Origin of the sequence: Polaromonas sp. SP1 (assembly GCF_003711205.1) — a bacterium.
Classification (GTDB): Bacteria; Pseudomonadota; Gammaproteobacteria; order Burkholderiales; family Burkholderiaceae_C; genus Polaromonas.
On record NZ_CP031013.1, the window covers coordinates 2,287,523 to 2,311,560 of the forward strand.

Annotated in this window: 18 protein-coding genes; 12 read left to right on the forward strand and 6 right to left on the reverse strand. The window is 63.7% G+C overall.

The window, feature by feature from the left end; genetic code table 11:
* Positions 1-260: 260 nt before the first annotated feature.
* The 4 genes from DT070_RS10885 to DT070_RS10900 form a co-directional block, all read right to left on the reverse strand.
* A complete protein-coding gene (locus DT070_RS10885; RefSeq protein WP_122955411.1) occupies positions 261-2,498 on the reverse strand; it encodes a filamentous hemagglutinin N-terminal domain-containing protein in 2,238 nt (745 codons plus the stop codon).
* A 50-nt stretch (positions 2,499-2,548) separates the two neighbouring features.
* A complete protein-coding gene (locus DT070_RS10890) occupies positions 2,549-4,210 on the reverse strand; it encodes a ShlB/FhaC/HecB family hemolysin secretion/activation protein (protein WP_228778520.1) in 1,662 nt (553 codons plus the stop codon).
* Positions 4,211-4,432: 222 nt separating this feature from the next.
* The gene (locus DT070_RS10895; RefSeq protein ID WP_122955413.1) at positions 4,433-5,314 is read right to left on the reverse strand and encodes a ScpA family protein; all 882 of its coding nucleotides are present in this window, start codon (positions 5,312-5,314) and stop codon (positions 4,433-4,435) included.
* 92 nt (positions 5,315-5,406) lie between these two features.
* Positions 5,407-5,634 (reverse strand): DUF3460 family protein, encoded by a 228-nt coding sequence (locus DT070_RS10900; RefSeq protein WP_122955414.1) that lies wholly within the window; start codon positions 5,632-5,634, stop codon positions 5,407-5,409.
* Between the two features lie 117 nt (positions 5,635-5,751).
* Between DT070_RS10900 and bamE the strand changes: the two genes are divergently transcribed.
* Positions 5,752-6,273, forward strand: coding sequence for an outer membrane protein assembly factor BamE (gene bamE / locus DT070_RS10905; RefSeq protein ID WP_122955415.1), 522 nt, complete (start codon positions 5,752-5,754; stop codon positions 6,271-6,273).
* A gap of 69 nt (positions 6,274-6,342) precedes the next feature.
* On the opposite strand, the gene DT070_RS10910 is transcribed toward bamE, so the two are convergent.
* Positions 6,343-8,013 (reverse strand): SulP family inorganic anion transporter, encoded by a 1,671-nt coding sequence (locus DT070_RS10910; RefSeq protein WP_122955416.1) that lies wholly within the window; start codon positions 8,011-8,013, stop codon positions 6,343-6,345.
* 297 nt (positions 8,014-8,310) lie between these two features.
* Here DT070_RS10910 and DT070_RS10915 point away from each other — a divergent pair, with 297 nt between their 5' ends.
* Positions 8,311-10,149 (forward strand): 7TM diverse intracellular signaling domain-containing protein, encoded by a 1,839-nt coding sequence (locus DT070_RS10915; RefSeq protein ID WP_228778519.1) that lies wholly within the window; start codon positions 8,311-8,313, stop codon positions 10,147-10,149.
* On the opposite strand, the gene metG is transcribed toward DT070_RS10915, so the two are convergent.
* Entirely contained in the window at positions 10,143-12,236 is a 2,094-nt protein-coding gene (gene metG, locus DT070_RS10920) for a methionine--tRNA ligase (protein ID WP_122955418.1), read from the reverse strand. The genes DT070_RS10915 and metG overlap by 7 nt on opposite strands.
* 198 nt (positions 12,237-12,434) lie before the next feature.
* Here metG and apbC point away from each other — a divergent pair, with 198 nt between their 5' ends.
* The 10 genes from apbC to DT070_RS10970 all read left to right on the forward strand — a co-directional run bounded on the left by apbC (position 12,435) and on the right by DT070_RS10970 (position 24,034).
* Positions 12,435-13,526: an iron-sulfur cluster carrier protein ApbC gene (gene apbC / locus DT070_RS10925; protein WP_122955419.1), complete on the forward strand. Its 1,092-nt coding sequence runs from the start codon at positions 12,435-12,437 to the stop codon at positions 13,524-13,526.
* Positions 13,527-13,538: 12 nt separating this feature from the next.
* Complete coding sequence (locus tag DT070_RS10930; protein ID WP_122955420.1) at positions 13,539-14,498, forward strand: LysR substrate-binding domain-containing protein; 960 nt, start codon at positions 13,539-13,541, stop codon at positions 14,496-14,498.
* Positions 14,499-14,610: 112 nt separating this feature from the next.
* The gene (locus DT070_RS10935) at positions 14,611-15,081 is read left to right on the forward strand and encodes a formate dehydrogenase subunit gamma (protein WP_122955421.1); all 471 of its coding nucleotides are present in this window, start codon (positions 14,611-14,613) and stop codon (positions 15,079-15,081) included.
* Entirely contained in the window at positions 15,078-16,640 is a 1,563-nt protein-coding gene (locus tag DT070_RS10940) for an NADH-quinone oxidoreductase subunit NuoF (RefSeq protein ID WP_122955422.1), read from the forward strand. The genes DT070_RS10935 and DT070_RS10940 overlap by 4 nt, the downstream gene beginning before the upstream one ends.
* A 36-nt stretch (positions 16,641-16,676) precedes the next feature.
* Positions 16,677-19,577, forward strand: a complete 2,901-nt coding sequence (gene fdhF, locus DT070_RS10945) for a formate dehydrogenase subunit alpha (protein ID WP_122955423.1) — start codon at positions 16,677-16,679, stop codon at positions 19,575-19,577.
* Positions 19,564-20,379: a formate dehydrogenase accessory sulfurtransferase FdhD gene (gene fdhD / locus DT070_RS10950; RefSeq protein ID WP_122957357.1), complete on the forward strand. Its 816-nt coding sequence runs from the start codon at positions 19,564-19,566 to the stop codon at positions 20,377-20,379. The genes fdhF and fdhD overlap by 14 nt, the downstream gene beginning before the upstream one ends.
* Positions 20,376-20,600: a formate dehydrogenase subunit delta gene (locus DT070_RS10955; protein WP_122955424.1), complete on the forward strand. Its 225-nt coding sequence runs from the start codon at positions 20,376-20,378 to the stop codon at positions 20,598-20,600. The genes fdhD and DT070_RS10955 overlap by 4 nt, the downstream gene beginning before the upstream one ends.
* A gap of 51 nt (positions 20,601-20,651) precedes the next feature.
* A complete protein-coding gene (locus tag DT070_RS10960; protein WP_122955425.1) occupies positions 20,652-21,239 on the forward strand; it encodes a DUF3305 domain-containing protein in 588 nt (195 codons plus the stop codon).
* Positions 21,232-21,969, forward strand: a complete 738-nt coding sequence (locus tag DT070_RS10965; protein WP_122955426.1) for a DUF3306 domain-containing protein — start codon at positions 21,232-21,234, stop codon at positions 21,967-21,969. Before DT070_RS10960 ends, DT070_RS10965 begins: the two co-directional genes overlap by 8 nt.
* Complete coding sequence (locus tag DT070_RS10970) at positions 21,899-24,034, forward strand: 4Fe-4S binding protein (protein ID WP_194965929.1); 2,136 nt, start codon at positions 21,899-21,901, stop codon at positions 24,032-24,034. Before DT070_RS10965 ends, DT070_RS10970 begins: the two co-directional genes overlap by 71 nt.
* Positions 24,035-24,038: the final 4 nt, after the last annotated feature.

Genomic DNA, 24,038 nt, shown 5'->3' on the forward strand with positions numbered 1-24,038 from the left:
CGTATGAACGATCCACGCGGCCAGCGCGGAGACTTCCCTGGATACCTGTTGCTGCCCGAAACTGGCATGTTTGTGCGAAACGGGTAAGGAGGCTGAAGCTTCGCCCCCAGCCCAAGCGCCCTGCAGAGCCGACATGCCCAGCAGTGCGGCCAGGCACATTCCACGTGCGCACGTTGTTCCGGCGGCTTTTGCCGGGGACACGCAAGCGCTTGCAAGAAACGGAAGTGACATGTGGTGAGCCCGAACCTTGAATCTGCTGGTCAGTTGCGTTCTGGTTTGGGGGCGTAACGCCGTGCCACATAGGGTTTGGGCGGGATCAGCGGAATGGCCGTGGGAGCCACTTCTTTTTCCTCCGCAAGCGCCAGAAACACATCGTCGTTGCCGGCGTAAGGTGTTGGCATGAGGTCAAGAGGGAACGCCCCCTCCATTGCCACCACGGTCATGCCCCTGAAGGGCGTGGTGGCCCCAAGCGCTGAGAGAACCCCGGGAGGTACAAAAGCCGCAAGACTGATGGTCCCGGTGGTTTTGCTGACAATCGGCCCACAGCACGAAGTTGCCAGCGCGAATTGGCCGGCATTGGGCCCCGTCAGGCGGTAGCCGGTAAAGGTCACGGTTTTGCCGGTCCCCGGGTCTGCATTGTTGAACACGGCGGTGCTGCCCGGATCAGCGACCAGGCTGACCCCGGCCGGGTTGCCTTTGAGGGACACGAGGGTGGCCATTGTGGTTCCATCGTAGGTTTTGGTAACTTCAGGAAACACCAGCATGCGCTGGGTCAGCGTGCTGTCGACCAGTATGAACTTCGGCAAGTAATCTGTGGGCGCGGCGTACGAGACCGGGTTGTAGTGGATGGTGACCGGTGCAGCTGTCCCGGCTGTGCCCGTGACACTCGGGCGGCTGGCGCCACTGACGTTCATGTTCACGGTGCCGCCCGCGCCGCCCGGCCCCGTTCCGTCCGTATCGGCGATCAGGGTCAGGCCCAGGGGCAGGCCCAGGCTTCGGGTGATGTCGGCATTGCCGTTGGTCATCGCGATTTTCGCGTTGACGCTGACATCATTGGCCGCGCACATCTCCAGGTTGCCCCTGACCATGGTGATGGCCGCGTTCTGGTTCACGTTGCGGCCTGCGGACAGCAAGACGCTTCCGTCGGTCACTGAAATGGCCGCATTCACGTTGACGTCGCGTCCGCAGCACACGGCCAGGTTTCCGTTGGTGGCTGTTATCGTCGAATTGATGTTGACATCGCGGTCAGCATTGAGTCTCAAGGTGGTCGGTGCGCCGGCGGCGGCCCAGGTCACGGGGCCGTTGACAAAAATATCTCCCTCACCCGCCCCAGGCGGCGTGACGATGGTGATGTTGCTGTTGACGAGGTCCAACCCAAGCTGGAGATTGGAGTAATTTCCACCCAGGCCGATGATGAAGTTTTGAGGGTCTATGAGCCAGGTGCCAGTCAGGCCGAAAGGAGCGGCTGTCGTGCGCACTCCGCTCCCAATGCTTACTGCGGCGGCCGAGGTTTCGATGAAGCCGCCGTTACCTCCGTTCGGTGCGCTGGCATCCAGAGTGCCGGCCACGTTCATCGTCCCTGAATCCATATCGCCCAGCAGCAAAATGGTGCCATTGCGGTTTCCGATGGTCTGCGCCTGGATAACGCCGGTGTTGTTGACAGCCGTGTGCAGCAGGCTGCCCGCTGCCTGCGTGGTCATAAGCACCTTGCCGCCATCGGCGCGGACCATGCCGCCGTTTTCCACCAGCGCGTTGACCGCGCCTTGCGCCACGGACACACGCAGCATCCCGTCGCCGGCCAGGTCGAGTGTGGCCGCCTCCCCACCTGCAAGCGCCACGCTCCCCAGGCGAGCGGTAATGACCCCCCGGTTGATGACTGTTTTGCCCATCAGGGCCACATAGCCTCCGTCAGCGGCATTGATCGTGCCCTGGTTGACCACCGATCCGTTTGCGGCATGGGTGAAACTGTAGTCACCCGTCATGAATTTGGCGTCGCTCAGGCTCATGGTCGTGGCGACGAGGCCGCCAACGTTGACCTGGGAACCGGCGCCGAACAGGATCCCATTGGGATTGATCAGGAAGACCTTGCCGTTGGCCGACAGGTTGCCCAGAATGCTGGACGCGTCGGCCCCCAGCACGCGGTTGAGTGCGACGGCGTTGGCGCCAGGCTGGACAAACTGCACGCTCTGACCGGCTCCGATGCCAAAGCTTTGCCAGTTGATCACCGTGTTGGCGCTGGACTGGTTGATGGTGGTGGTAGAGGCCGTGCTGGAAATGGTGGCCGAGCCGGCTGCAACCATGCCATCCGTGGGCAGGGCAAGGGCGACGCCGCCACACGCGAGCATCACGCACGCTGACAGCAGCTTGACCGCAAACGAAGGGCGCGCGCCGCCCGTAGCGGTGCGCGGGTTTTGTTTCCCCTGGCCGCTGGCGCTTTCGGCGACTGCGACAAAGGCGCTGGAACTGGCGTTCCAGAGGGTTCTGTAGATGTGGTTCATGAGGCGTCTTTCAAAACTTGCTGGGGGCGGGGTGACTCGGTCTGCCGCGCTTAAAAATACTTGACGGCCTGAATCCAGAAACGGCCCGATTTGTCCGGCGCCGAGGTGGCCGCCGTGTCACGAAGCTTGCGTGCGTAGTAGGTCCGGATCGCAAAATTCCCAGGCTCGGCCCATGTCAATCCCACGCCATAAGCGCCGAGGTTGCGGTGGTTATCGCCTGCCGCCCACGGTTTTTTGTTGATGGTGGCGCTGCCTTCGTCTACGAAGCCGATCAGGTGAAACTGACCAGGCAGGCTTTGCGGTTTGGGTAGCAGCAGGCGGGCTTCCAGGGTGATGATGTATCCCTGGTCGCCGAAGGCTTCACCCTGCGGATAGGCCCTGACGCCGTCCATGCCGCCCAGTACCATCTTCTCGGAGGAGTCCAGGTTTTTGGAGGCCAGTTGCCCGTTGACACCCGCGTAGAAGGAAAGGGTGTCGGTGACGCGCTGCAGGCGGCTCGCACCGAAAGCAAGCTTGCCGTAGGAGCCGTTGGTGCGCGCACTGGCCGCGTCGGCGGCCAGCGCAGCAGGCGTTTCAATATCCAGGTTGCCGACAGACAGGCCTAGCGAAAAAGCGCTCGATCCACCACCGCCCAGATTGTCGAAGTGGCTCCCGTAGAGGCTTGCAGTGACCACGTTCGCCTTCTTGTCGACGACTGACGGGATCACGTCCACCCGGTCCTGAAAGGTCCGGTGGTCGTAGTTGAGGCCGGCGTTCAGGCTGGTATTGCGTGAGCGAATCAATGGATAGCTTGCGTAGACGCTCGCAATTTCCGCCGTGCCGTTGGCCTGCAGGGGGGCAAACTCCTTGCCCAGCGCATAGTGCAGACGGCTGTAGGCCACCCCCACTGTGGCTTTGCCCAGCTGAAGCTGGTAGGACGCGCGGCCATAGTTCAGCCCCTGGCCCGAGGTTACTGCCCGAAAACTGGCAACGTCGCCCTGGCCGAGCAGGTTGTTGATATTGACGGTGGCACCCAGGCGGTATTCCCCGGTATAGCGGTTTCCGGCGTTGTCCACGTCGACGCTGCCGCTGATGCGCTGGCCTGGCGTGATGTCAACCAACAGGTCGGAACTGCCGGGCGTTTCCCCGGGCACCAGTGTTGACTTGACGTGAACACCGGGGATGTCTGAGAGCAGCAGCAGCCGGTTCTCAAGCGTGTCGTTGGTGATGGGATCGCCGCTGTTGACGCCGCTCAGTGTGTTTCGGACCAGGTCATCCGACAGATGGGTCTGGTTGTTCAGGACGATCTTGCCGTATTGGCCTTCGCTGACTGCGATGGTGACGGCGTTGTCCGTGACGCTTTGCGCAGGCAGATAAGCCCGGGCGACAAAATAACCGTTTTTCCTGTAATGGTCGGTGATGCGGGCGGCCATGGCCTGCAACTCGGCCAATGTCATCTCGGTATTGGGAACAAAGCCTGTGAGGGCAAGCAACTCGGCCTCAGAAAAGACGCGGGAACCCGTGACTTGCAGGCTTTTGACCAGAATTTTGGCAGTACCGGGAGCGGCTTTTCCCGGCGTTGCGCCTTCCTGAATTCTGATTTCCGGCGCTGCTTTTTGCGGCACGGGAACGGGTGGAAGCTGCTGGATCTGGCTGCCGGCGCCTGGAAGCTGCTGGGCCAGAAGGCCTTGGCTCAGTGCCAGCATCGCCAGGGAAAGCAAGGTTTTATTCAAGCCCCGGGGTGTAGGGGTGCATCCTTGCTCAATTTTCATGGGGTCCTAAGTAGTCACCCATCTTCTGTGGCCGCTTCCTCAAGAACAGTAGGACGCCGCGCTGCACTTCAGCAAGTTAATCGCTAAAACCGCTAAATTTGAAAGTATTTTGATAAAAAAACCAGTTTGACGGGTCTGCCCCGCTGACCCTAGGGGAGTCGAAGCCACCGCCAGTGGGGGAGCTCAGGCCGGCGTGTAAGCCAGCCGCACGTAGATGGGCGCAAAGGCCTCGGCCTGCGTCACTTCCAGCAGGCCTTCTTTGGAGAGCTCCAGCAGCGCGATGAACGTCACCACCAGCACCGGCATGCCGCGCGTGGCGTCGAACAGCTCTTCGAACTCAAGGAACTTGCGGCCTTGCAGCTTGCGCAGCACGATGCTCATGTGCTCGCGCACCGAGAGCTCTTCGCGGCTGATGACGTGGTGCTGCACCAGGCGGGCGCGTTTGACGATGTCGCGCCAGGCTTCCTGCAGGTCGACCACGTTGACATCCGGGAAGCGCGGCTGCAGCGATTGCTCGACATACACCTGCGCGCGCAGGAAGTCGCGGCCGAACTGCGGCACTTCGTTGAGCTTGTGGGCGGCCAGCTTGATCTGCTCGTACTCGAGCAGGCGGCGCACCAGCTCGGCGCGCGGGTCTTCGGGCTCCTGGCCCTCGGCGACCTTTTTGGGCGGCAGCAGCATGCGCGACTTGATCTCGATCAGCATGGCCGCCATCAAGAGGTACTCGGCCGCCAGTTCCAGGTTGGTGCTGCGGATTTCGTCGACATAGGTGAGGTACTGGCGGGTGACCGCCGCCATCGGGATGTCGAGGATGTTGAAGTTCTGCTTGCGGATCAGGTAGAGCAGCAAATCCAGCGGGCCCTCAAACGCTTCGAGGAAGACCTGCAGCGCATCCGGCGGGATGTACAGGTCTTGCGGCATCGCAAAGAGCGGCTCGCCGTACAGGCGCGCCAGCGCAACCTGGTCGATCACGGCGGGCATGTCCGGGCTCACCACAACCGACAGGTCCTGGGCGTCTGCCGGCGGCAGTTCCTGGGGGGATGGGGGAAAAGAGGTTTGGGACATGAAGGGCCGTGGGGACGTGGAGCGCTTGAATTTGCTATAAAAAATATAGCTACAAGCCTATGTCCTGATTGGGTTGCAAACCGATTTAGCGCTTATTTCCCGTTGGGGTGGCTGCTGGTGCCGTAGACATACGGCTGCTGGGCCACGCGGGCTTCCCCGTATTCGGCCTGCTCGGCGCGGCTCAGGTTTTTGTCCCACAACAGGGCGCGCCCTGCGCGCTGCTCGGCTTCCAGCGTGGGCTTGGCCGCCTTGAGCTGGTCGATAAACTGCGTCGTATCGGAGGTGTAGTCGGAGCGGCGGAAGAAGTTGAGGAGGGACATGGGTCTAAACTGCCTGAATCGTGTAGTTGCCTGATTTTACCGGGGTCTGCCTTGCGTCCACTATTACCTGCCTCCAGGGGCTTCTCATTCCCCTTTTCCATAAGGACGATCGCCTGTATGGGTTTGCTGTCATTTGTCCTGGGCCTGGTCGGTTGCGACCCGCAGCGCATCGCCGAGCTGGAAGAGGGCGTGGCGACCGAAGCCGATGTGCGCGCCCGCTTCGGCGAGCCGGAAAAGATCTGGGAGGCGGCCGACATGGCCGAGACTCCCTTGCCCGGCGTTGCGGCCGCGCCCGGCGCCCGCACCTTTGAATACAACCGCCAGCCGCAGGGCAACGTCAATTACATGATCACGATTGGCGCCGACGGCAAGATGAGCGCGCTCCGGCAGGTGCTGACGCCGCAGAACTTTGAGAAAGTGCTGCCCGGCATGCGCATGGAGCAGGTGCGCAAGATGTTAGGCAAGCCGATGAAAGTCACGCCTTACGCACTCAAGCAGGAAACGCATTACGACTGGCGCTACCTGAACCCACCGTCAACGGCGCGCATCTTCACGGTGGTGTTTGATGCCGATCTCAAAGTCAAGGGCACGGCGTCGGTCGATGAAGAGAGCGTGAATCCCACCGGCGGCAGCCGGTAGAGCGGCTCTGAATTTTTAAGCAAAATCGGCCTCCAGCCCAATCTGTACCTTGGCTTGATGCTATATTTTTTATAGCGTCTCGATTTTTTCCAGGAACCCGGATCGCTCCATCACGGCCCGCGGCTGGGCGTTGAGCCCCGCCATCACCAGCCGGCCGCCGCGCAGCACGATGGCCTTGTGCAGCTGCTCCAGCACGTCCAGGCCCGAGGTGTCCAGCGACTGCAGCGACTGCACATCCAGCCGCACGACCAGCCCCTGGGGCGCGCTTTCCACCACGTTGAGGATAGGGTCCAGCTTGGCCACCGCGCCGAAAAACAGCGAGCCGTAGAGCTGGAAACTCGCCGCCTCGGCGCTGCGCGACACCTCCACCACCTGGAACAGGCTGCTCATGCGCCGCACGAACAGCACGCAGGCCAGGATCAGGCCGACCTGCAGCGCCACCGTCAAATCAAAAATCACCGTCAGCAAAAACGTGCCCAGCATGATCAGCCGGTAGTGGCTGCTGGCCTGGCGCAGGTTGGCAAATTCGCGCCACTCGCCCATGTTCCAGGCCACATAGAGCAGGATGCCCGACAGCACCGCCAGCGGCACGTGCACGGCCAGCGGCGCCGCCGCCAGCACGATCACCACCAGCGTGAACGCATGCACCAGGCCGGAAACCGGCGAGCTGGCGCCCGAGCGCACGTTGGTCACCGTGCGGGCAATCGTGCCGGTGGCGGGCATGCCGCCGAAAAAGGGCACGACAAAATTGGCCACGCCCTGGGCCATCAGTTCCTGGTTGGGGTCGTGGCGCGGCTGGCCCGAGATCTGGTCGGCCACACGCGCGCACAGCAGCGACTCCACCGCGCCCAGCAGCGCAATCGTGATGGTGGGCGCCACCAGCAGGCGCACCGTTTCCCACGAGAAATCAGGCAGGGCAAACGCCGGCAGCGCCCGCGGGATGCCGCCAAAACGTGTGCCGATGGTTTCCACCGGCAGCGTCAGTAAATAAGCAAAAGCCGTGAGCGTGACAAGCGCCACAATCGGCCCCGGCATGCGCGAGGCCATGCGTGTGGCCCGCTTGAGCTGCACGCCTTCCACCGCCTGCATCATGCGGATCAGGCGTGTGGTGAAGCCGCCGGCGCTGCGTGCTTGCGTATCAAACAGCCTGGGCCAGATAAAAAGGCCCAGCAGGCAGGCCAGGCCCAGCCCCAGCGCGTAAGGGTTAAAGCTGTCGAGATGCCCGCCGATCACCTTGATCTGCGAGAAAAAGTCGGCCGGCATTTTGGGGATCACCAAACCGAGCAGGTCCTTGACTTGCGACAGCACGATCAGCACCGCGATGCCATTGGTAAAACCCACCACGATGCTTACCGGCACATAACGCACCAGCGTGCCCAGCTTGAAGAGGCCCAGCCCAAACAGCAGTACGCCCGCGCAGGCGGTCGAGATCAGCAGGTTGGCCAGGCCGTAGCGCTCAAGGATGCCGTAGACGATGACGATGAAGGCGCCGGCCGGCCCGCCGATCTGCACCGCCGAGCCGCCCAGTGCCGAGATCAACGCGCCGGCGATGATGGCCGTCCAGATGCCGGCCTCGGGTTTGAGGCCGGAGGCGATCGCAAACGCCATGGCCAGCGGCAGCGCCACGATGCCCACCGTGATGCCGGAGGCGGCATCCTTGAAAAACCTCTCGCGCGAGTAGCCCGCCAGGGCTGAAAAAAGGCGTGGCCGGAAGGGTGCGAGATAGCTGGGTCGCTGCATGGGTCCCCGATTGTGGTCCTGTGCGTGGGTGGGCGGCAAATCATCCACGTGACTTTTTTCCATTGTCGTCAATGTAAAGGTTCGTTACATTAAGGGTGAAAATTAGGTCTAATTAGTTACTTTGGTGCTGCTTAGCTGACTTGAAACTTGCGGGTTTTAGGTCAGGATACGCCTCGGCATGTTTGGGGCATGTTTGGGACATGTTTTGGACCCGTTTGGGGGTGATTTCGGTCTGTTTTCCTGGGGAAGTGATTGCCTGCTTTTTCCGTTTGTTCGTGGGGGGTGCTGTTGCGGCGCTTGCCATTTCTTGCTGTCTGCCTGGCCGGCCTGCTGCTGACCCACGTCGTTGCCGTGGCGCAGGAAACGGCCGCTTCCCCGACGCAAACCCCAACGCAAATCACGCTGCAAAACCCGGACGAATCTCCAGCGCCCATGGCCCCGGTGCCTTTCAAGGCCGGGCGCGGTGTCATGGGGGAGGGCGAGGTGCTGGTCGACAGTTCAGGCACCCTGACGTTTGAGCAGGTTCGCAGCAAGTTTGATGCCGGTGAAGGCCAGCCTGTCAGGCCGCAGCGCATCATGCCCACCGGCGGCACGGCCGTGCTCTGGTACCGCCTTGCCTTGCCGGCGGTCAATGAGCCCACCACGCTGATGCTTACCGTGCCGCACCCGAACATGGACAGCGTGGACCTGTACAGCCCCGTGGCTGCGGCCTTCGGCGGCGCGTGGCGGCAACAACGTTCGGGCGACAAGGTTCCCGTGGCGCAGTGGCCGGTGCGCCACCTGACCCCGGCGTTCGAGCTGTCGCTCCAGGCCGGTGAAACCCGGCCGACCTACCTGCGTGTGGCGCATAACTATCCCATCAGCGTGCCCTGGCAGCTGTCCGAGCCGGACAGCTTTCACGAGCAATCCAAGGAGTCGCACCTGCTGCTCGGGGTGTACATCGGGCTGGTGTTGCTGATCGTGGTGTTGAGCGTCCTGCATGCCGTCTCATGGCGCGACGGCATCCACCTTCTTTTTGCCGGCTATGTGCTGGTGGTGGCTGCGGGTCAGCTGGCGCTGACCGGGCTGGCCGGCGAATTCCTCTGGCCCGGCAGCGCGTGGTGGAACGACAGCGCACCGGTCGCCCTGACGCTGGCGACCGCCGCGCTGCTGCACCTCTTTTTGCGGCAGATGGTGGTCGACCGCGACGCGCCCTGGCTGACGCGCGGCCTGCTGGCGATGACGCTGATCGGCGCGGGCATCCTGGCGGCTTTCCTGGTGATCGGCAACAAGTCGTCCTTCAACCTGGCGACGCCTTATTACGTGGGCAGCATGGCGGTCTACCTCAGCGTGGCCGGCTGGTATGTCTGGCGCCGGCCCATGGTCGGGGTCTGGGTGCTGGCCGCCATGGCCTGCCTGACGGTGGGCTCGGTGTTCCCCATCCTGCGCACGCAGGGCCTGCTGCCGCTGGGCGCGGCCACGCAGTACGGCGCCCAGATCGGCGCGGCGCTCGAGATTCCGCTCCTGCTTGTGGCGCTGTACCTGCGCAGCCGCGAAAAGCGCGACAACCAGGCCCGCGTCGGCGCCCTGACGCGCATGGACCCGCTGACGGGTGTGGGCAATCACCGGGTATTGCTGCAGCGGCTGGAAAGCCTGATGCTGCGCCAGCAGCGCGACCCCGGCGCCGGCGCCGTGATGCGTGTGCGGCTCAGCAACGCGATCGAGATTCGCCAGGACTACGGGATGGAAGCGGCGCAAAGTGCCGTCGTGCAGGCCGGCGCCTGCATCACCAGCGTGGCCCAAGAGGGCGACACCGTGGGGCGGCATCGCGACGGGGACTTTGTGCTGATCCTGCAGGGGCACCTCACCCGCGACCAGCTCAGCGGCATCGGCCAGCGCCTGATTGCCCGCGGGCTGTCTGAAAGCCCGGGCCTGCCGCCCAACACCATGCTGCAGCTCAAGGTTGCGGTGGCTGAAGCGCCTTTCCAGATGGTGGACGCCACATTGCTGCTGCAGTCGCTGGGCGCCGTGCTGGGCGAACTGGCGGGCCGCTCAGGCACCGCGATACGGTTTGTCAACGCGGCCGATACGCGCAGCGCCCCGGCCCCGGCCCCTGTCCCGCAGCGCGCTGACGAGGCCGAGACCGTAACTCAGTGAATCCGCATGCCGGGCGTCGCGCCAGGCACGGGCTCCAGCACATAAATCCCCGGCTGCGCTTTTTCATCGGCGTGGCTGGCCGCCAGCACCATGCCTTCGCTGATGCCGAACTTCATTTTGCGCGGCGCCAGGTTGGCCACCAGCACCGTGAGTTTGCCGACCAGGTCTTCAGGCTTGTAGACGGACGCGATGCCGCTGAACACATTGCGCATGCGGCCCTCGCCGGCGTCCAGCGTCAGGCGCAGCAGCTTGGTTGAGCCTTCTACCGCTTCGCAGCTGACGATCTTCGCGATGCGCAGGTCGACCTTGGCGAAGTCGTCAATCGTGATGGCGGGCGCGATGGCCTCGCCGCCGGGTAAAGCACCTTCTGCTATCAAATCAGTAGCAGACTGTCCAGGATCTGTCTGGGCTGGAGGCTCAAACAATGCATCAAGTTGCTTGACGTCGACGCGTTGCATGAGGTGCTTGTAGTCGCCGATCAGGTGGCCGGCGCCCAGGCTTTTGCCGGCATCGGCAAAGGTCAGCGGGGCGACTTTCAGGAATTCTTCCACCTGCGCCGCCAGGGCCGGCAGCACCGGCTTGAGGTAAATCGTGAGCAGGCGGAAAGCCTCGATGCAGACCGTGCAGACATCCTGCAGGCGCGCGTCCATGCCTTGCTGTTTGGCCAGCTCCCAGGGCTTGTTCTGGTCGACGTAGGCGTTCACGCGGTCGGTCAGCAGCATGACTTCGCGCGAAGCCTTGGCGAATTCGCGGCTTTCATACAGCGGCTCAATGGTTTCCTTTGCGGCGCGCAGCGCGTCCAGCAGGGCAGTGCCGTCGGCCGACACCTCACCCAGCTTGCCGGCAAAACGCTTGGCGACAAAGCCGGCGGCGCGGCTGGCGATGTTGATGTACTTGCCCACCAGGTCGCTGTTGACCCGCGCCATGAAATCATCGGCGTTGAAGTCGATGTCTTCATTCTTCGCATTGAGCTTGGCGGCCAGGTAGTAGCGCAGCCATTCGGGGTTCATGCCCAGGCTCAGGTACTTGAGGGGGTCCAGCCCGGTGCCGCGGCTCTTGCTCATCTTCTCGCCGTTGTTCACGGTGAGGAAGCCGTGCACAAAAACGTTGTCGGGCGTCTTGCGGCCGCTGAAGTGCAGCATCGCCGGCCAGAACAGGGTGTGGAAGGTGACGATGTCCTTGCCGATGAAGTGGTACTGCTCCAGGCCCGGTGTGGCCATGTAGGTGTCGTAGTTTTCGCCGCGCTTTTCCAGCAGGTTTTTCAAAGAGGCGAGGTAGCCGACCGGCGCGTCCAGCCAGACATAAAAGTACTTGCCTGGCGCGTCCGGGATCTCGATGCCGAAGTAGGGCGCGTCGCGGCTGATGTCCCAGTCGCCCAGGCCTTCGCTCTGGGTGCCGTCGGGGTTGGTGCGCACGCTGAACCACTCTTTGACCTTGTTGGCGACTTCGGGTTGGAGCTTGCCGTCCTGCGTCCACGTTTCCAGGAAGTCCACGCAGCGCTGGTCGGACAGCTTGAAGAAAAAGTGGTCAGAGCTTTTGAGGACCGGTGTGGCGCCCGACAAGGCCGAATACGGGTTGATCAGGTCGGTGGGCGCGTACACCGCACCGCAGTTTTCGCAGTTGTCGCCGTACTGGTCTTTGGTGCCGCACTTCGGGCAGGTGCCCTTGATGTAGCGGTCCGGCAGGAACATGTTCTTTTCAGGGTCAAAGAACTGCTCGATCGTCTTGGTCTCGATCAGCCCGGCTTTTTTCAGGTCCAGGTAGATCTGCTGCGCCAGCTGGTGGTTTTCCGGCCCGTCGGTCGAGTGCCAGTTGTCAAAGCTGATGTGAAAGCCGTCCAGGTAAGGCTTGCGGCCCGCGGCAATGTCGGCCACAAACTGCTGCGGCGTCTTGCCGGCCTTTTCTGCCGCGATCATGATGGGCGCGCCGTGGGCGTCGTCCGCGCCCACAAAGTTCACCGCGTGGCCCTGCATGCGCTGATACCGCACCCAGATGTCGGCCTGGATGTATTCCATGATGTGGCCGATATGGAAATTGCCGTTGGCATAGGGCAGGGCGGTGGTGACAAACAGGCGGCGCTGGGACATAGGGGTGCTTTTGTGCCTTGAAGGCTTTGGAAAGGGGGAACCCGCGATTTTAAGTCTCCGGGCCGGCGTCCGCCCTGCCAAGCCCCCATGACCCCAAGGCCTGGCTTCGCGGCGTTAGACTTCACGCCAAGCCCCTGCCGCCGCCAAGGCGCCGGCCCACCCAGCCAGATTCAACGAGATTTACCGGAGTATTCCCCCATGTCCCTGGACCAACAGGCCGTCTTGAACGCCGTGCAAACCGTGCTGGACCCCAATACCGGCAAAGACTTCGTCAGCACCAAGGCCCTGAAAAACCTGCAGCTCAGCGGCAGCGACGTCTCGTTTGACGTCGAGCTGGGCTACCCGGCCAAAAGCCAGATCGCCGGCCTGCGCAAAAGCCTGATCGCCGCCGTCAAGGGCGTGCCGGGCGTCGGTAACGTCTCCGTCAACGTGACGTTCAAGATCGCCAGCCACAGCGTGCAGCGCGGTGTGCAGCTGCTGCCCAACGTCAAGAACATCATCGCCGTGGCCTCCGGCAAAGGCGGCGTCGGCAAAAGCACCACCGCCGTCAACCTGGCCCTGGCCCTGGCGGCCGAAGGCGCCACCGTCGGCCTGCTCGACGCCGACATCTACGGCCCCAGCCAGCCCATGATGATGGGCATCGAAGGCCGGCCCGAGAGCGTGGACGGCAAGAACATGGAGCCGATGGAGAACTACGGCATCCAGGTCATGTCCATCGGCTTCCTGGTCGCGCAGGACGAAGCCATGATCTGGCGCGGCCCCATGGCCACCCAGGCGCTCGAGCAACTGCTGCGTCAGACCAACTGGAAAGACCTGGACTACCTCATCGTCGACATGCCGCCAGGCACCGGCGACATCCAGCTCACGCTGTCGCAGCGCGTGCCCATGACGGGCGCCGTCATCGTCACCACGCCGCAAGACATCGCGCTGCTGGACGCCAAAAAAGGCATCAAGATGTTCGAAAAAGTCGGCGTGCCCATCCTGGGCATTGTCGAAAACATGGCGGTGCACATCTGCAGCAACTGCGGCCATGCAGAGCACATCTTCGGTGAAGGCGGCGGCAAAAAAATGGCGGCCGACTACAAGATGGACTACCTGGGCGCGCTGCCGCTGGACATGCAGATCCGCCTGCAGGCCGACAACGGCCGTCCCACCGTGGTGGCCGACCCGGACGGCGACGTCGCCGGCATCTACAAGGCCGTGGCGCGCAAGATGGCGATCACGGTGGCGGCCAAGTCCAAGGATTTTTCCGCCAAGTTCCCGACCATCACGATTTCCAAAAATACCTGAGCTTGCCCGGCCATGAACCTGCTGGCCTCACTGCGTTACCTGGCCGCGCTTGACGAGCACAAGCACTTCGGCCGCGCGGCGCAGGCCTGCAACATCACCCAGCCGGCCTTGTCCAACGCCTTGCGGGCGCTGGAAGACGAGTTCGGCGCCGCCATCGTGGTTCGTGGGCGCAGCTTCGTCGGGTTTACAGAGGAGGGCGAACGCGTCCTCGCCAGCGCCCGGCGCATGCTGCATGAGCGCGAAATCCTCAAGCAGCAGCTCGACAGCTCGGCGGGCAGCCCGCGCGGGCATTTGACGATAGGCGTGGTTCCCACGGCGGTTTCCATCGCCGCACGTTTTGCAGCCATGCTGCATGCCCGGCACCCGGGCATCACGCCGGTGGTGCTGTCGCTCAATTCGCACGACATTGAAACCCGGCTTGAAAACCTGTCGCTGGACATGGCGCTGGGCTACACCGAACGCCTGAGCGCGCGCAACACCCGGCTGACCACACTGCCTCAGTACACCGAGCGCTACTTTCTCGTACGCCGCGCTGCCAAACCCAGCCCGGATTCCCTGCGCTTTGGCAAGCCCATGACCTGGGCCGATGCCGCCAAACTGCCGCTGTGCCTGCTCACCCCTGACATGCACAGCCGTACGCGGGTGGATGCCGCATTTGCCGCTGCCGGCGTAAACGTTGAGCCCGTGATGGAAACCAACTCCATGCTGACGCTGGCCCTGACCGTGGTTGTCGGTGAGGTCTGCAGCGTGCTGGCTGGTGCGCTGGTGTGCGCCGTGCAGGGCTACCGCGAACTCGAAGCCCTGCCCCTGACACCCGATGTGGAAACACCCGTCGGCTTCATGATGCAGGCCACCGACCGGCCCTCCCGCACGCTGGAGGCCGCGATGGCGCTGGCCGCCGAGCCTGCCTGGCTGCGACACGCCGCTGACTACAGCGCCCATCCAGAGAGCACGGGGAAGAAGTCGACCTAGGAAACGGTTTGCATACATTCAATCCTTGAATGGGACAGTGTCCCGATTCAATTGGACGTGGCCTTATCGCTTGCACATACTTTGTGCATAGACAGAGACAAGGGTCCACACGATGAATGAAGTTGCGAGCCAGGCCGTCGAACGCGTCATTGCGTCGACCCGGCAGATGCCAGGCGCCTTGATGCCGATGCTGCACGGCATCCAGGACGCGCTCGGCTACATCCCGTCCGAAGCCGTCCCTCCCATCGCCGAAGCCCTGAACCTTTCGAGGGCTGAGGTGCACGGCGTGGTGACCTACTACCACTACTTCCGCTCCGAGCCGCCCGGCCGCCACGTGGTACAGATCTGCCGCGCCGAAAGCTGCAAGGCCATGGGTTCAGACGCGCTGTGGTCGCATGCCTGCAGCAAGCTGGGCAGCGACGGCCATGGCGTCACGAAAGACGGCGCCTTCACGGTTGAGCCGGTCTACTGCCTGGGCCTGTGTGCGCAATCCCCCGCGATGACGCTGGACGACAAGGTCCATGCCCGCGTCGGGATCGAAAAGTTCGACCGCCTGCTGGCGCAATCCGGGGGCGCCGCATGAGCATCAAAATTTACGTGCCCCGCGACTCTGCTGCGCTGGCAGCGGGCGCTGAGGAGGTGGCAGCCGCTATCACCGCCGAAGCCGCAAAGCGCGGCATCGCTATTGAGCTGGTGCGCAACGGCTCCCGCGGCCTGTTCTGGCTGGAGCCCATGGTCGAGGTGCAAACCGGTGCGGGCCGCATCGCCTACGGGCCGGTGGAGGTGGAGGACGTGGTTGGCCTTTTCGACGCCGGTTTCCAGGTGGGTGGCATGCACGTGCTGCAGCTCGGCCTCACCGAAGAGATTGCCTACCTGAAAAGGCAGGAACGCCTGACCTTTGCCCGCATGGGCGTGACCGATCCGCTGTCGCTGGCGGACTACCAGGCCCACGAAGGTTATGCCGGCTTGCGCCGTGCCTTGGGGCTTCCCGCCACAGAGATCGTGCAGCAGGTGCTGGACGCCGGCCTGCGCGGGCGCGGCGGCGCGGCCTTTCCGGCGGGCATCAAATGGAAAACCGTGGCCGGCCTGAAGGCCACGCAAAAGTATGTGGTTTGCAATGCGGATGAGGGTGATTCGGGCACTTACTCCGACCGCATGACTATGGAGGGCGATCCCTTCATGCTGATCGAAGGCATGACGATTGCCGCGGTCGCCACCGGCGCGACGCAGGGTTATGTCTACATCCGCTCTGAGTATCCCCATGCGGTGGCAACCATGCGCGAGGCCATCCAGGTGGCCGAGGCGGGCGGCTTCCTGGGTGACAACATCCTCGGCTCGGGCCACGGCTTTCACCTGCATGTGCGCAAGGCGGCGGGCGCTTATGTGTGCGGCGAAGAAACCGCCATGCTGGAAAGCATCGAAGGCAAACGCGGCATCGTGCGGGCCAAGCCGCCGATTCCGGCCATCCAGGGCCTGTTCGGCAAACCGAGCGTGATCAACAACGTCATCACCTTTGCCTCGGTACCCATCATCCTGTCGCGCGGCGCCACGTTTTACAAAGACTACGGCGTGGGCCGCTCCAGGGGCGCCCTGCCCATCCAGCTGGCCGGCAACATCCGGTTTGGCGGCCTGGTCGAAAAAGCCTTTGGCGTCACCTTGCGCGAGCTGATGTACGACTACGGCGGCGGTTCGGCCTCGGGCCGGCCCATCAAGGCGGTGCAGGTGGGCGGCCCGCTGGGCGCCTATGTGCCTGAGTCGCAGTGGGACACGCCCCTCGACTACGAAGCCTATGCGGCCGTCGGCGCAGTGGTGGGCCATGGCGGCATCGTCGTGCACGACGACACGGCCGACATGGCCAGCCTGGCGCGCTATGCGATGGAGTTTTGCACGATCGAGTCCTGCGGCAAGTGCACGCCCTGCCGCATCGGCTCCACACGCGGTGTGGAAGTGATAGACCGCATCGCCAGCGGCCCGGGCGAGCAACGCCCGCAGCAGATCAAGCTGTTGCGCGACCTCTGCGACACCATGGTCCACGGCTCGCTGTGCGCCATGGGCGGCATGACGCCTTTCCCGGTGCTCTCGGCACTCGACCATTACCCGCAAGACTTCGGCATGACGGTGCCGGACCGCAAAGCCGCCTGATCGGCAGGCTCACCACAAGACGGACAGGAGACTTTCATGCTCGAACACCTCAAAGAAACCGATTACGGCACCCCCAAACGCGAGTCCACACAGGAGGTCACGCTGGAGATCGACGGCGAAAGCGTCACGGTTCCCGCAGGTACGTCGCTGATGCGCGCGGCCGTCGATGCCGGCATCCAGGTGCCCAAGCTCTGTGCCACCGACAGCCTGGAGCCCTTCGGCTCGTGCCGCCTGTGCATGGTGGAAATCGACGGGCGCAAGGGCTTTCCGGCCTCCTGCACCACCCCGGCCGAAGCCGGCATGAAGGTGCGCACCCAGTCACCGCGCCTGCAAGAGCTGCGCAAGGGCGTGATGGAACTCTATATCTCCGACCACCCGCTGGACTGCCTCACCTGCTCGGCCAATGGCAACTGCGAGCTGCAGGACATGGCCGGCGTGACCGGGCTGCGCGAAGTGCGCTACGGCATGGAAGGCGCCAACCATTTCCGGGGCGAGAGCAAGCCGGCGATCGACAACTCCAACCCCTATTTCAGCTACGACGCGTCCAAATGCATCGTCTGCAACCGCTGCGTGCGCGCCTGCGAAGAAACCCAGGGCACCTTTGCACTCACGATTAGCGGCCGCGGCTTTGAGTCGCGCGTGTCACCCGGGCAAGACCAGCCCTTCATGGAATCCGAATGCGTGAGCTGCGGCGCGTGCGTGGAGGCCTGCCCCACCGCCACGCTGCAGGAAAAAACCGTGATCATGCTGGGCCAGCCCGAGCACAACAAGATCACCACCTGCGCCTACTGCGGTGTGGGCTGCGCCTTCAAGGCCGAGATGAAGGGAAATGAAGTGGTGCGCATGGTGCCGTGGAAAGACGGCAAGGCCAATGAAGGCCACGCCTGCGTGAAGGGCCGTTTTGCCTGGGGCTACGCCACCCACAAGGACCGCATCACCAAGCCGATGATCCGCAAGAACATCAGCGACCCGTGGCAGGAAGTCAGCTGGGACGAAGCCATCCACTACGCCGCCAGCGAGTTCCGCCGCATCCAGGCCCAACACGGCAAGGATTCGATTGGCGGCATCACCTCGTCGCGCTGCACCAACGAAGAAACCTACCTGGTGCAAAAGCTGGTGCGCGCCGCCTTCGGCAACAACAACGTCGACACCTGCGCCCGCGTCTGCCACTCGCCCACCGGTTACGGCCTGAGCCAGACCTACGGCACGTCGGCCGGCACGCAGACCTTCAAGTCGGTGGAGAAAGCCGACGTCATCCTGATCATCGGCGCCAACCCGACCGACGGTCACCCGGTGTTTGCCTCGCGCATGAAAAAGCGCCTGCGTGAAGGCGCCCGCCTGATCGTGGTCGACCCGCGCCAGATCGACATCGTGCGCTCGCCGCACGTGGAGGCCGAGTTCCACCTGCAGTTGCGCCCCGGCACCAATGTGGCCATGATCTCGTCGCTGGCCCACGTGGTGGTGACGGAAGGCCTGCTGGCCGACGACTACATCGCCGAGCGCTGCGACGAAAGGTCTTTCCGCGAATGGCGCGAGTTTGTCGCCCGCCCGGACAACTCACCCGAAGCCATGGAGGCCGTCACCGGCGTGCCGGCAGCAGACGTCCGTGCGGCAGCCCGCCTCTACGCCACCGGCGGCAACGCCGCCATCTATTACGGGCTGGGCGTGACGGAACATGCACAGGGCTCGACCATGGTCATGGGCATTGCCAACCTGGCCATGGCCACCGGCAATGTGGGCCGTGAAGGCGTGGGCGTGAACCCGCTGCGCGGCCAGAACAATGTGCAGGGCGCTTGCGACATGGGCTCCTTTCCGCATGAGCTGTCAGGCTACCGCCATGTGTCCGACAGCACGGTGCGCGCCGAATTCGAAACCGCCTGGGGCGTGACGCTGAATGAAGAGCCTGGCCTGCGCATCCCCAACATGTTTGACGCGGCCGTGGCCGGCAGCTTCCTGGGTCTCTATTGCCAGGGCGAAGACATCGTGCAGTCCGACCCCGACACCCAGCATGTGGCCAAGGCCCTCACGTCGATGGAATGCATCGTGGTGCAGGACATCTTCCTGAACGAAACCGCCAAGTACGCGCATGTGTTCCTGCCGGGCTCGTCCTTCCTCGAAAAAGACGGCACCTTCACCAACGCCGAGCGGCGCATCTCGCGCGTGCGCAAGGTCATGCCGCCCAAGGCCGGCCTGGCTGACTGGGAAGTCACCGTCAAGCTGGCCAATGCGCTGGGCTACCCGATGAAGTACGTGCACCCGCGCGACATCATGGCCGAGATCGCGGCGCTGACGCCGACTTTCCGCGGCGTGACCTTTGCCAAGATCGAAAAGCACGGCAGCGTGCAATGGCCCTGCAATGAAGACACGGCCGAGCTCGGCACCGAGTTCATGCACAAGGACGGTTTTGTGCGTGGCAAGGGCCGCTTCATCATCACGCAGTACGTGGCGACCGACGAGAAGGTCACGCGCAAATTCCCGCTGCTGCTGACCACCGGCCGCATCCTGTCGCAGTACAACGTCGGCGCGCAGACGCGCCGCACCGCCAACAACCAGTGGCACAGCGAGGACCGGCTGGAGATCCATCCGCACGATGCCGAAGACCGCGGCATCAAAAACGACGACTGGGTGGGCATTGAAAGCCGTGCCGGGCAAACCGTGCTGCGCGCGGTGGTGACGGAACGCATGCAGCCGGGCGTGGTCTACACCACCTTCCACTTCCCCGAATCGGGCGCCAACGTCATCACGACCGACAGCTCCGACTGGGCTACCAACTGCCCCGAGTACAAGGTCACGGCGGTGCAGGTGATGCCGGTGGCGCAGCCGTCGGAATGGCAAAAATCCTACTCGCGCTTCAACAGGCAGCAATTGCAGCTGCTGGATGCGGCGTCCCAACCGGCGGGCGGCGCTGCAGCGGAGGCCGCTCATGCAGGTGGTTGAAGCTTGCCGTGAAGCCCCTGTCACCGGGGTACGGGCGCATTGCGCCTTCGACCGCTCGGACTGGGTGGCCGAAGAGGTGCCTGTGGCGCTGGAATACAACGGCATCTCCCACGCCGTGATGCTGGCCAGCCCCTCCGACCTGGAGGACTTTGCCTTTGGCTTTTCCGTCACCGAAGGCATCGTGGACGATTACACCCAGATCCACGACATTGAACAAAGCCGCAGTGAGCAGGGGGAGACGCTGCACCTGAGCATCGCAGCATCGTGCTTTGCGCGGCTGAAAGACCGGCGCCGCAGCATGACGGGCCGCACCGGCTGCGGTTTGTGCGGCACCGAAAGCCTGGCGCATGCGGTGCGCCTGCCGCCGCGCCTGCACGGCGGCGCGGCGTTTGAAGCGGGCGCCATCACGCGTGCCCTGGTCAACCTGCGTGAGCAGCAGTTGCTGCTGAGCGCCACCGGCGCCACGCATGCGGCCGCCTGGTGCAATGCCGGCGGCGACATTGTGGTGCTGCGTGAAGACGTCGGCCGGCACAACGCGCTGGACAAACTGATTGGCGCCTTGCAGCGCCGCCGTGTGAAGGCCCACGAGGGTTTTATCGTCGTCACCAGCCGCGCCAGCTACGAGATGGTGCACAAAACCGCCATGGCCGGCGTGACGCTGCTGGCGGCCGTGTCGGGTGTGACCGGCCTGGCGATTGATGTGGCACAAGCCGCCGGTGTGGCGCTTTTGGGTTTTGTGCGCGGGGAAGACCTTTCCGTGTACAGCCACAAAGCGCGCGTCAACCTGGAGTACATGCTGTGAACAACGACAACCTGGTGCGCATGGTCAACCAGATCGGCGCTTTTTTTGAAACCATGCCCGACCGCACCGAAGCCCTGCAGGAGCTGGCCATGCACCTCAAGAAATTCTGGGACCCGCGCATGCGCAGGGCGCTGCTGGAACTGATCGATAGCAATGGCGGCGACGGGATCAGCGACGTGGTGCGCCGCGCCGCGCTGGAGCACCGGTCCATGCTGGTTTAGGGGTATTCGGGTTATTGGGAGCACCGTATTTGCCCGCCGTACACTGCGGGCATGTCGGATTTCCTGCTGCAGTCCCCTGAAACAGACGCCACGCTGCCCCGGCCGCGCACCGCCGTGGCCGTCGTCATGCGCCGCGAGCGCATCGACAACCGCTGGCAGCCCTGGCGCTGGTCGCTGGATGACATCGTGCGGCACGAAGACGGTTTTGGCGCCACGCCGCGCCTGCTGCTCAAAGACGACAACGAAGAGCGCTGGCTGCACCCCGGCTTCAAGGTCGAGCTGTTCACCGACGACGGCGAAGGCTACTACCTCAACGTGACCACCGCGCAGCCCTGCTTCTGGGTGGTCTGGCGCATGGAAGAAGAAGCGCTGCTGGCCGAAGAACCCATTGCGATTCCGCAAATCGTCACCCTGAGTTACCACGATGCCGGGCGCTGGCTGGACGCGCAGGAAACCGTCGAGCAGGTACCTGCGCCGCCGCAAATCGTGCAGTGGCTCCAGCAGTTCGTCGACCAGCATTACGTGCCCGAGGTCAAGCGCCGGCAACGCCCGCAAAGCTTCAAGACCTTGACGGACCGTTTCGGCAACCCGGCGCGGGTGAGCACCGAAAAGAAAACCGGCGGGGGCCAGCATGGCTGACGAACCGACAGGTTTTCTGGGGCGATGGTCTCGCCGCAAAGTGGATATCGCGCAGGGAAAACCGCTGGAAGAGCCGGTGGTGGCCGCACCGCTGCCGGTGGATGCCAAGGCGCCAGCTGCACAAAGCCAGGCACCACAGGAGCCCATCGAGCCGCCGCCGGAGAAGAAGGCGCTCACACTGGCCGACGCCAAACTGCTCACCAAGGATTCCGACTTCAAGCCCTTCATGGCCGGCGATGTGACGCCCGATGTGCGCAACGCAGCCATGAAGCAGCTCTTTGCCGACCCGCATTTCAATGTGATGGACGGGCTGGATATCTACATCGACGATTACTCGAAGTCCGACCCCATCCCTGAGTCCATGCTGCGGCAGATGACCAGCGCAAAATTTCTCAATCTCTTTGACGATGAAGAAGACAAAGACAAAGACAAAGAGAAAGACAAAGAGAAACAAGCTGAAGCCAAAGCGCAGGCGCCGGGCGAGGCGGCCGCTCCTCAAGACGACCCTGGCAGCCCGCCACGGGAAAGCGCCAATAACCCCACAGGCCAAACCGTGGCACAGTCCTATGAAAATCCCGACATAGCCCCATCGCAAACGCCAGGCGCTTTATCAACCAGCCAATCCCAGCCCGACCCGGCCGGTGCCAGCCAAGAAGACCATGCCCACACTGATTTGCGACTGCAACCAGACCATGCCGCTCCAGACCCAGGCGCTGGGCGCGGCACTTAACGAAACCCTGACGCTGCATTCGGCGCTGTGCCGCCGCGAGGTGGGCGCCTTCCAGAAGGCCGCGCAATCCGGCGACGATGTCGTCGTGGCCTGCACCCAGGAAAAGCGGCTGTTTGCCGAGGTGGGCGAGCAAACCCAGGGCGTCACCTCGGTGGTGAAGTTCGTCAATATCCGCGAAACAGGCGGCTGGAGCAAAGACGCCTCCAGTGCCACCCCCAAAATCGCCGCCTTGCTGGCTGCGGCGCACCTGCCCGATGCCGAGCCGGTGGCCACCGTCACCTACAAAAGCGCCGGGCGCCTGCTGATCGTCGGCGCGCTGGACCAGGCCGAGCAAGTGGCCGCACTGGTAGCCGACACGCTGGACGTCACCATCTTTGCGCAGGGCGTGTCGCTCCAGGCGCAGGGCGGCTTCCCCTCGCAGGAGCGCAAGTACCCTGTGATCAGCGGCGAGCGGTTGGCGCTCAAGGGCTGGCTGGGCGCGTTTGAGGCGAGCTGGGACAAGACCAACGCGATCGACCTGGACCTTTGCACGCGTTGCAATGCCTGCGTTGCGGTATGCCCCGAAGGCGCCATCGACCTGAGCTACCAGGTCGACGCCGCCAAATGCACATCGCACCGCGACTGCGTGGCCGTCTGCAAGGTGGCCGGTGCGATTGATTTCAACCGCGCGCCGCAAAAACTCACCGAAGCGTTTGACCTGGTGCTCGACCTGGGCGTCACGCCCCTGGTCGCGCTGCATGCGCCGCCGCAAGGCTACTTTGCGCTGAATGCCTCCACCGGCCTGGCCTCGCCCGGCTTGCTGCCCACGGTGGTCAAGCTGCGCGACATGGTCGGCGAGTTTGAAAAGCCGAAATTTTTTGCCTACAAACAAAAACTCTGCGCCCACAGCCGCAATGAAACCGTGGGCTGCAATGCCTGCATCGACATCTGCTCGGCCGGCGCCGTCAGCAGCGAGAAAAAGCGCCAGCAGATCGTCGTCAATCCCAACCTGTGTGTGGGTTGCGGCGCCTGCACCACCGTGTGCCCGACAGGCGCGCTGACTTACGCTTACCCGCGCGCCAGTGAGCAGGGCGTTCGCATCAAGACTTTGCTGTCGGCGTATGCCAAAGCCGGCGGCACGCAGCCTGTGCTGCTGTTTCATAGTCAGGACAGCGGCCAGCACGCCATCGAAGCCTTGGGCCGCGCCGCACGGCTGCAAAAAACCGTGCGAGGTGTTCCCGCCAATGTGATCCCGCAGGCGCTGTGGCACACGGCGAGTGTCGGCCTGGACCTGTGGCTCAGTGCCATCGCTTTCGGCGCGTCGCAAGTGGCGGTGCTGGTCACGCGTGAAGAGGCGCCTGCTTACCTTGAAGGCCTGGCTGAGCAGATGCGCGTGGCGCAAACCCTGCTCAATGGACTGGGTTACCCGGGCGTTCACTTCCACCTTGTGCAAGCCGGGGAGGGCGCCGATGCCCTCGCCGGGCTGGACGCCAGCCTGCAAACGCTGGCGCGCGGCAAGCCCGCGGTACCTGCTGTCGCGGCGCGCTTTGCCGTCGCGCAGGAAAAGCGCAGCACGCTCGACATGGCGCTGGACCACCTCATGAGCCAGGCGCCCGCCGCCTTGCCCGAAGCCATCGCCTTGCCTGCCAAAGGCTCGCCCTTCGGCAGCCTCACCGTCAATGCCGACAGTTGCACGCTGTGCCTGAGCTGTGTGAGCGCCTGCCCCGCCAGCGCGCTGCAAGACAACCCGGACCGCCCGCAGCTCAAGTTCATCGAGAAGAACTGTGTGCAGTGCGGCCTGTGCGCCACCACCTGCCCTGAAGACGCGATCACGCTGCAGCCTCGCCTGCTGCTCACGCCGCAGCGCAAAGAGGCGCGCGTGCTCAATGAAAGCCAGCCTTACCAGTGCATACGCTGCGCCAAACCTTTTGGCACCCTGAAAGCCATCGAGTCCATGCTGGGCAAGCTGGCAGGGCACGCGATGTTCCAGGGTGCGGCCGCCGACCGCCTCAAGATGTGCGGCGATTGCCGGGTCATCGACATCTACTCCGCCGAGAACGAACTCAAGATCACCGACATCCGCTGAGCCT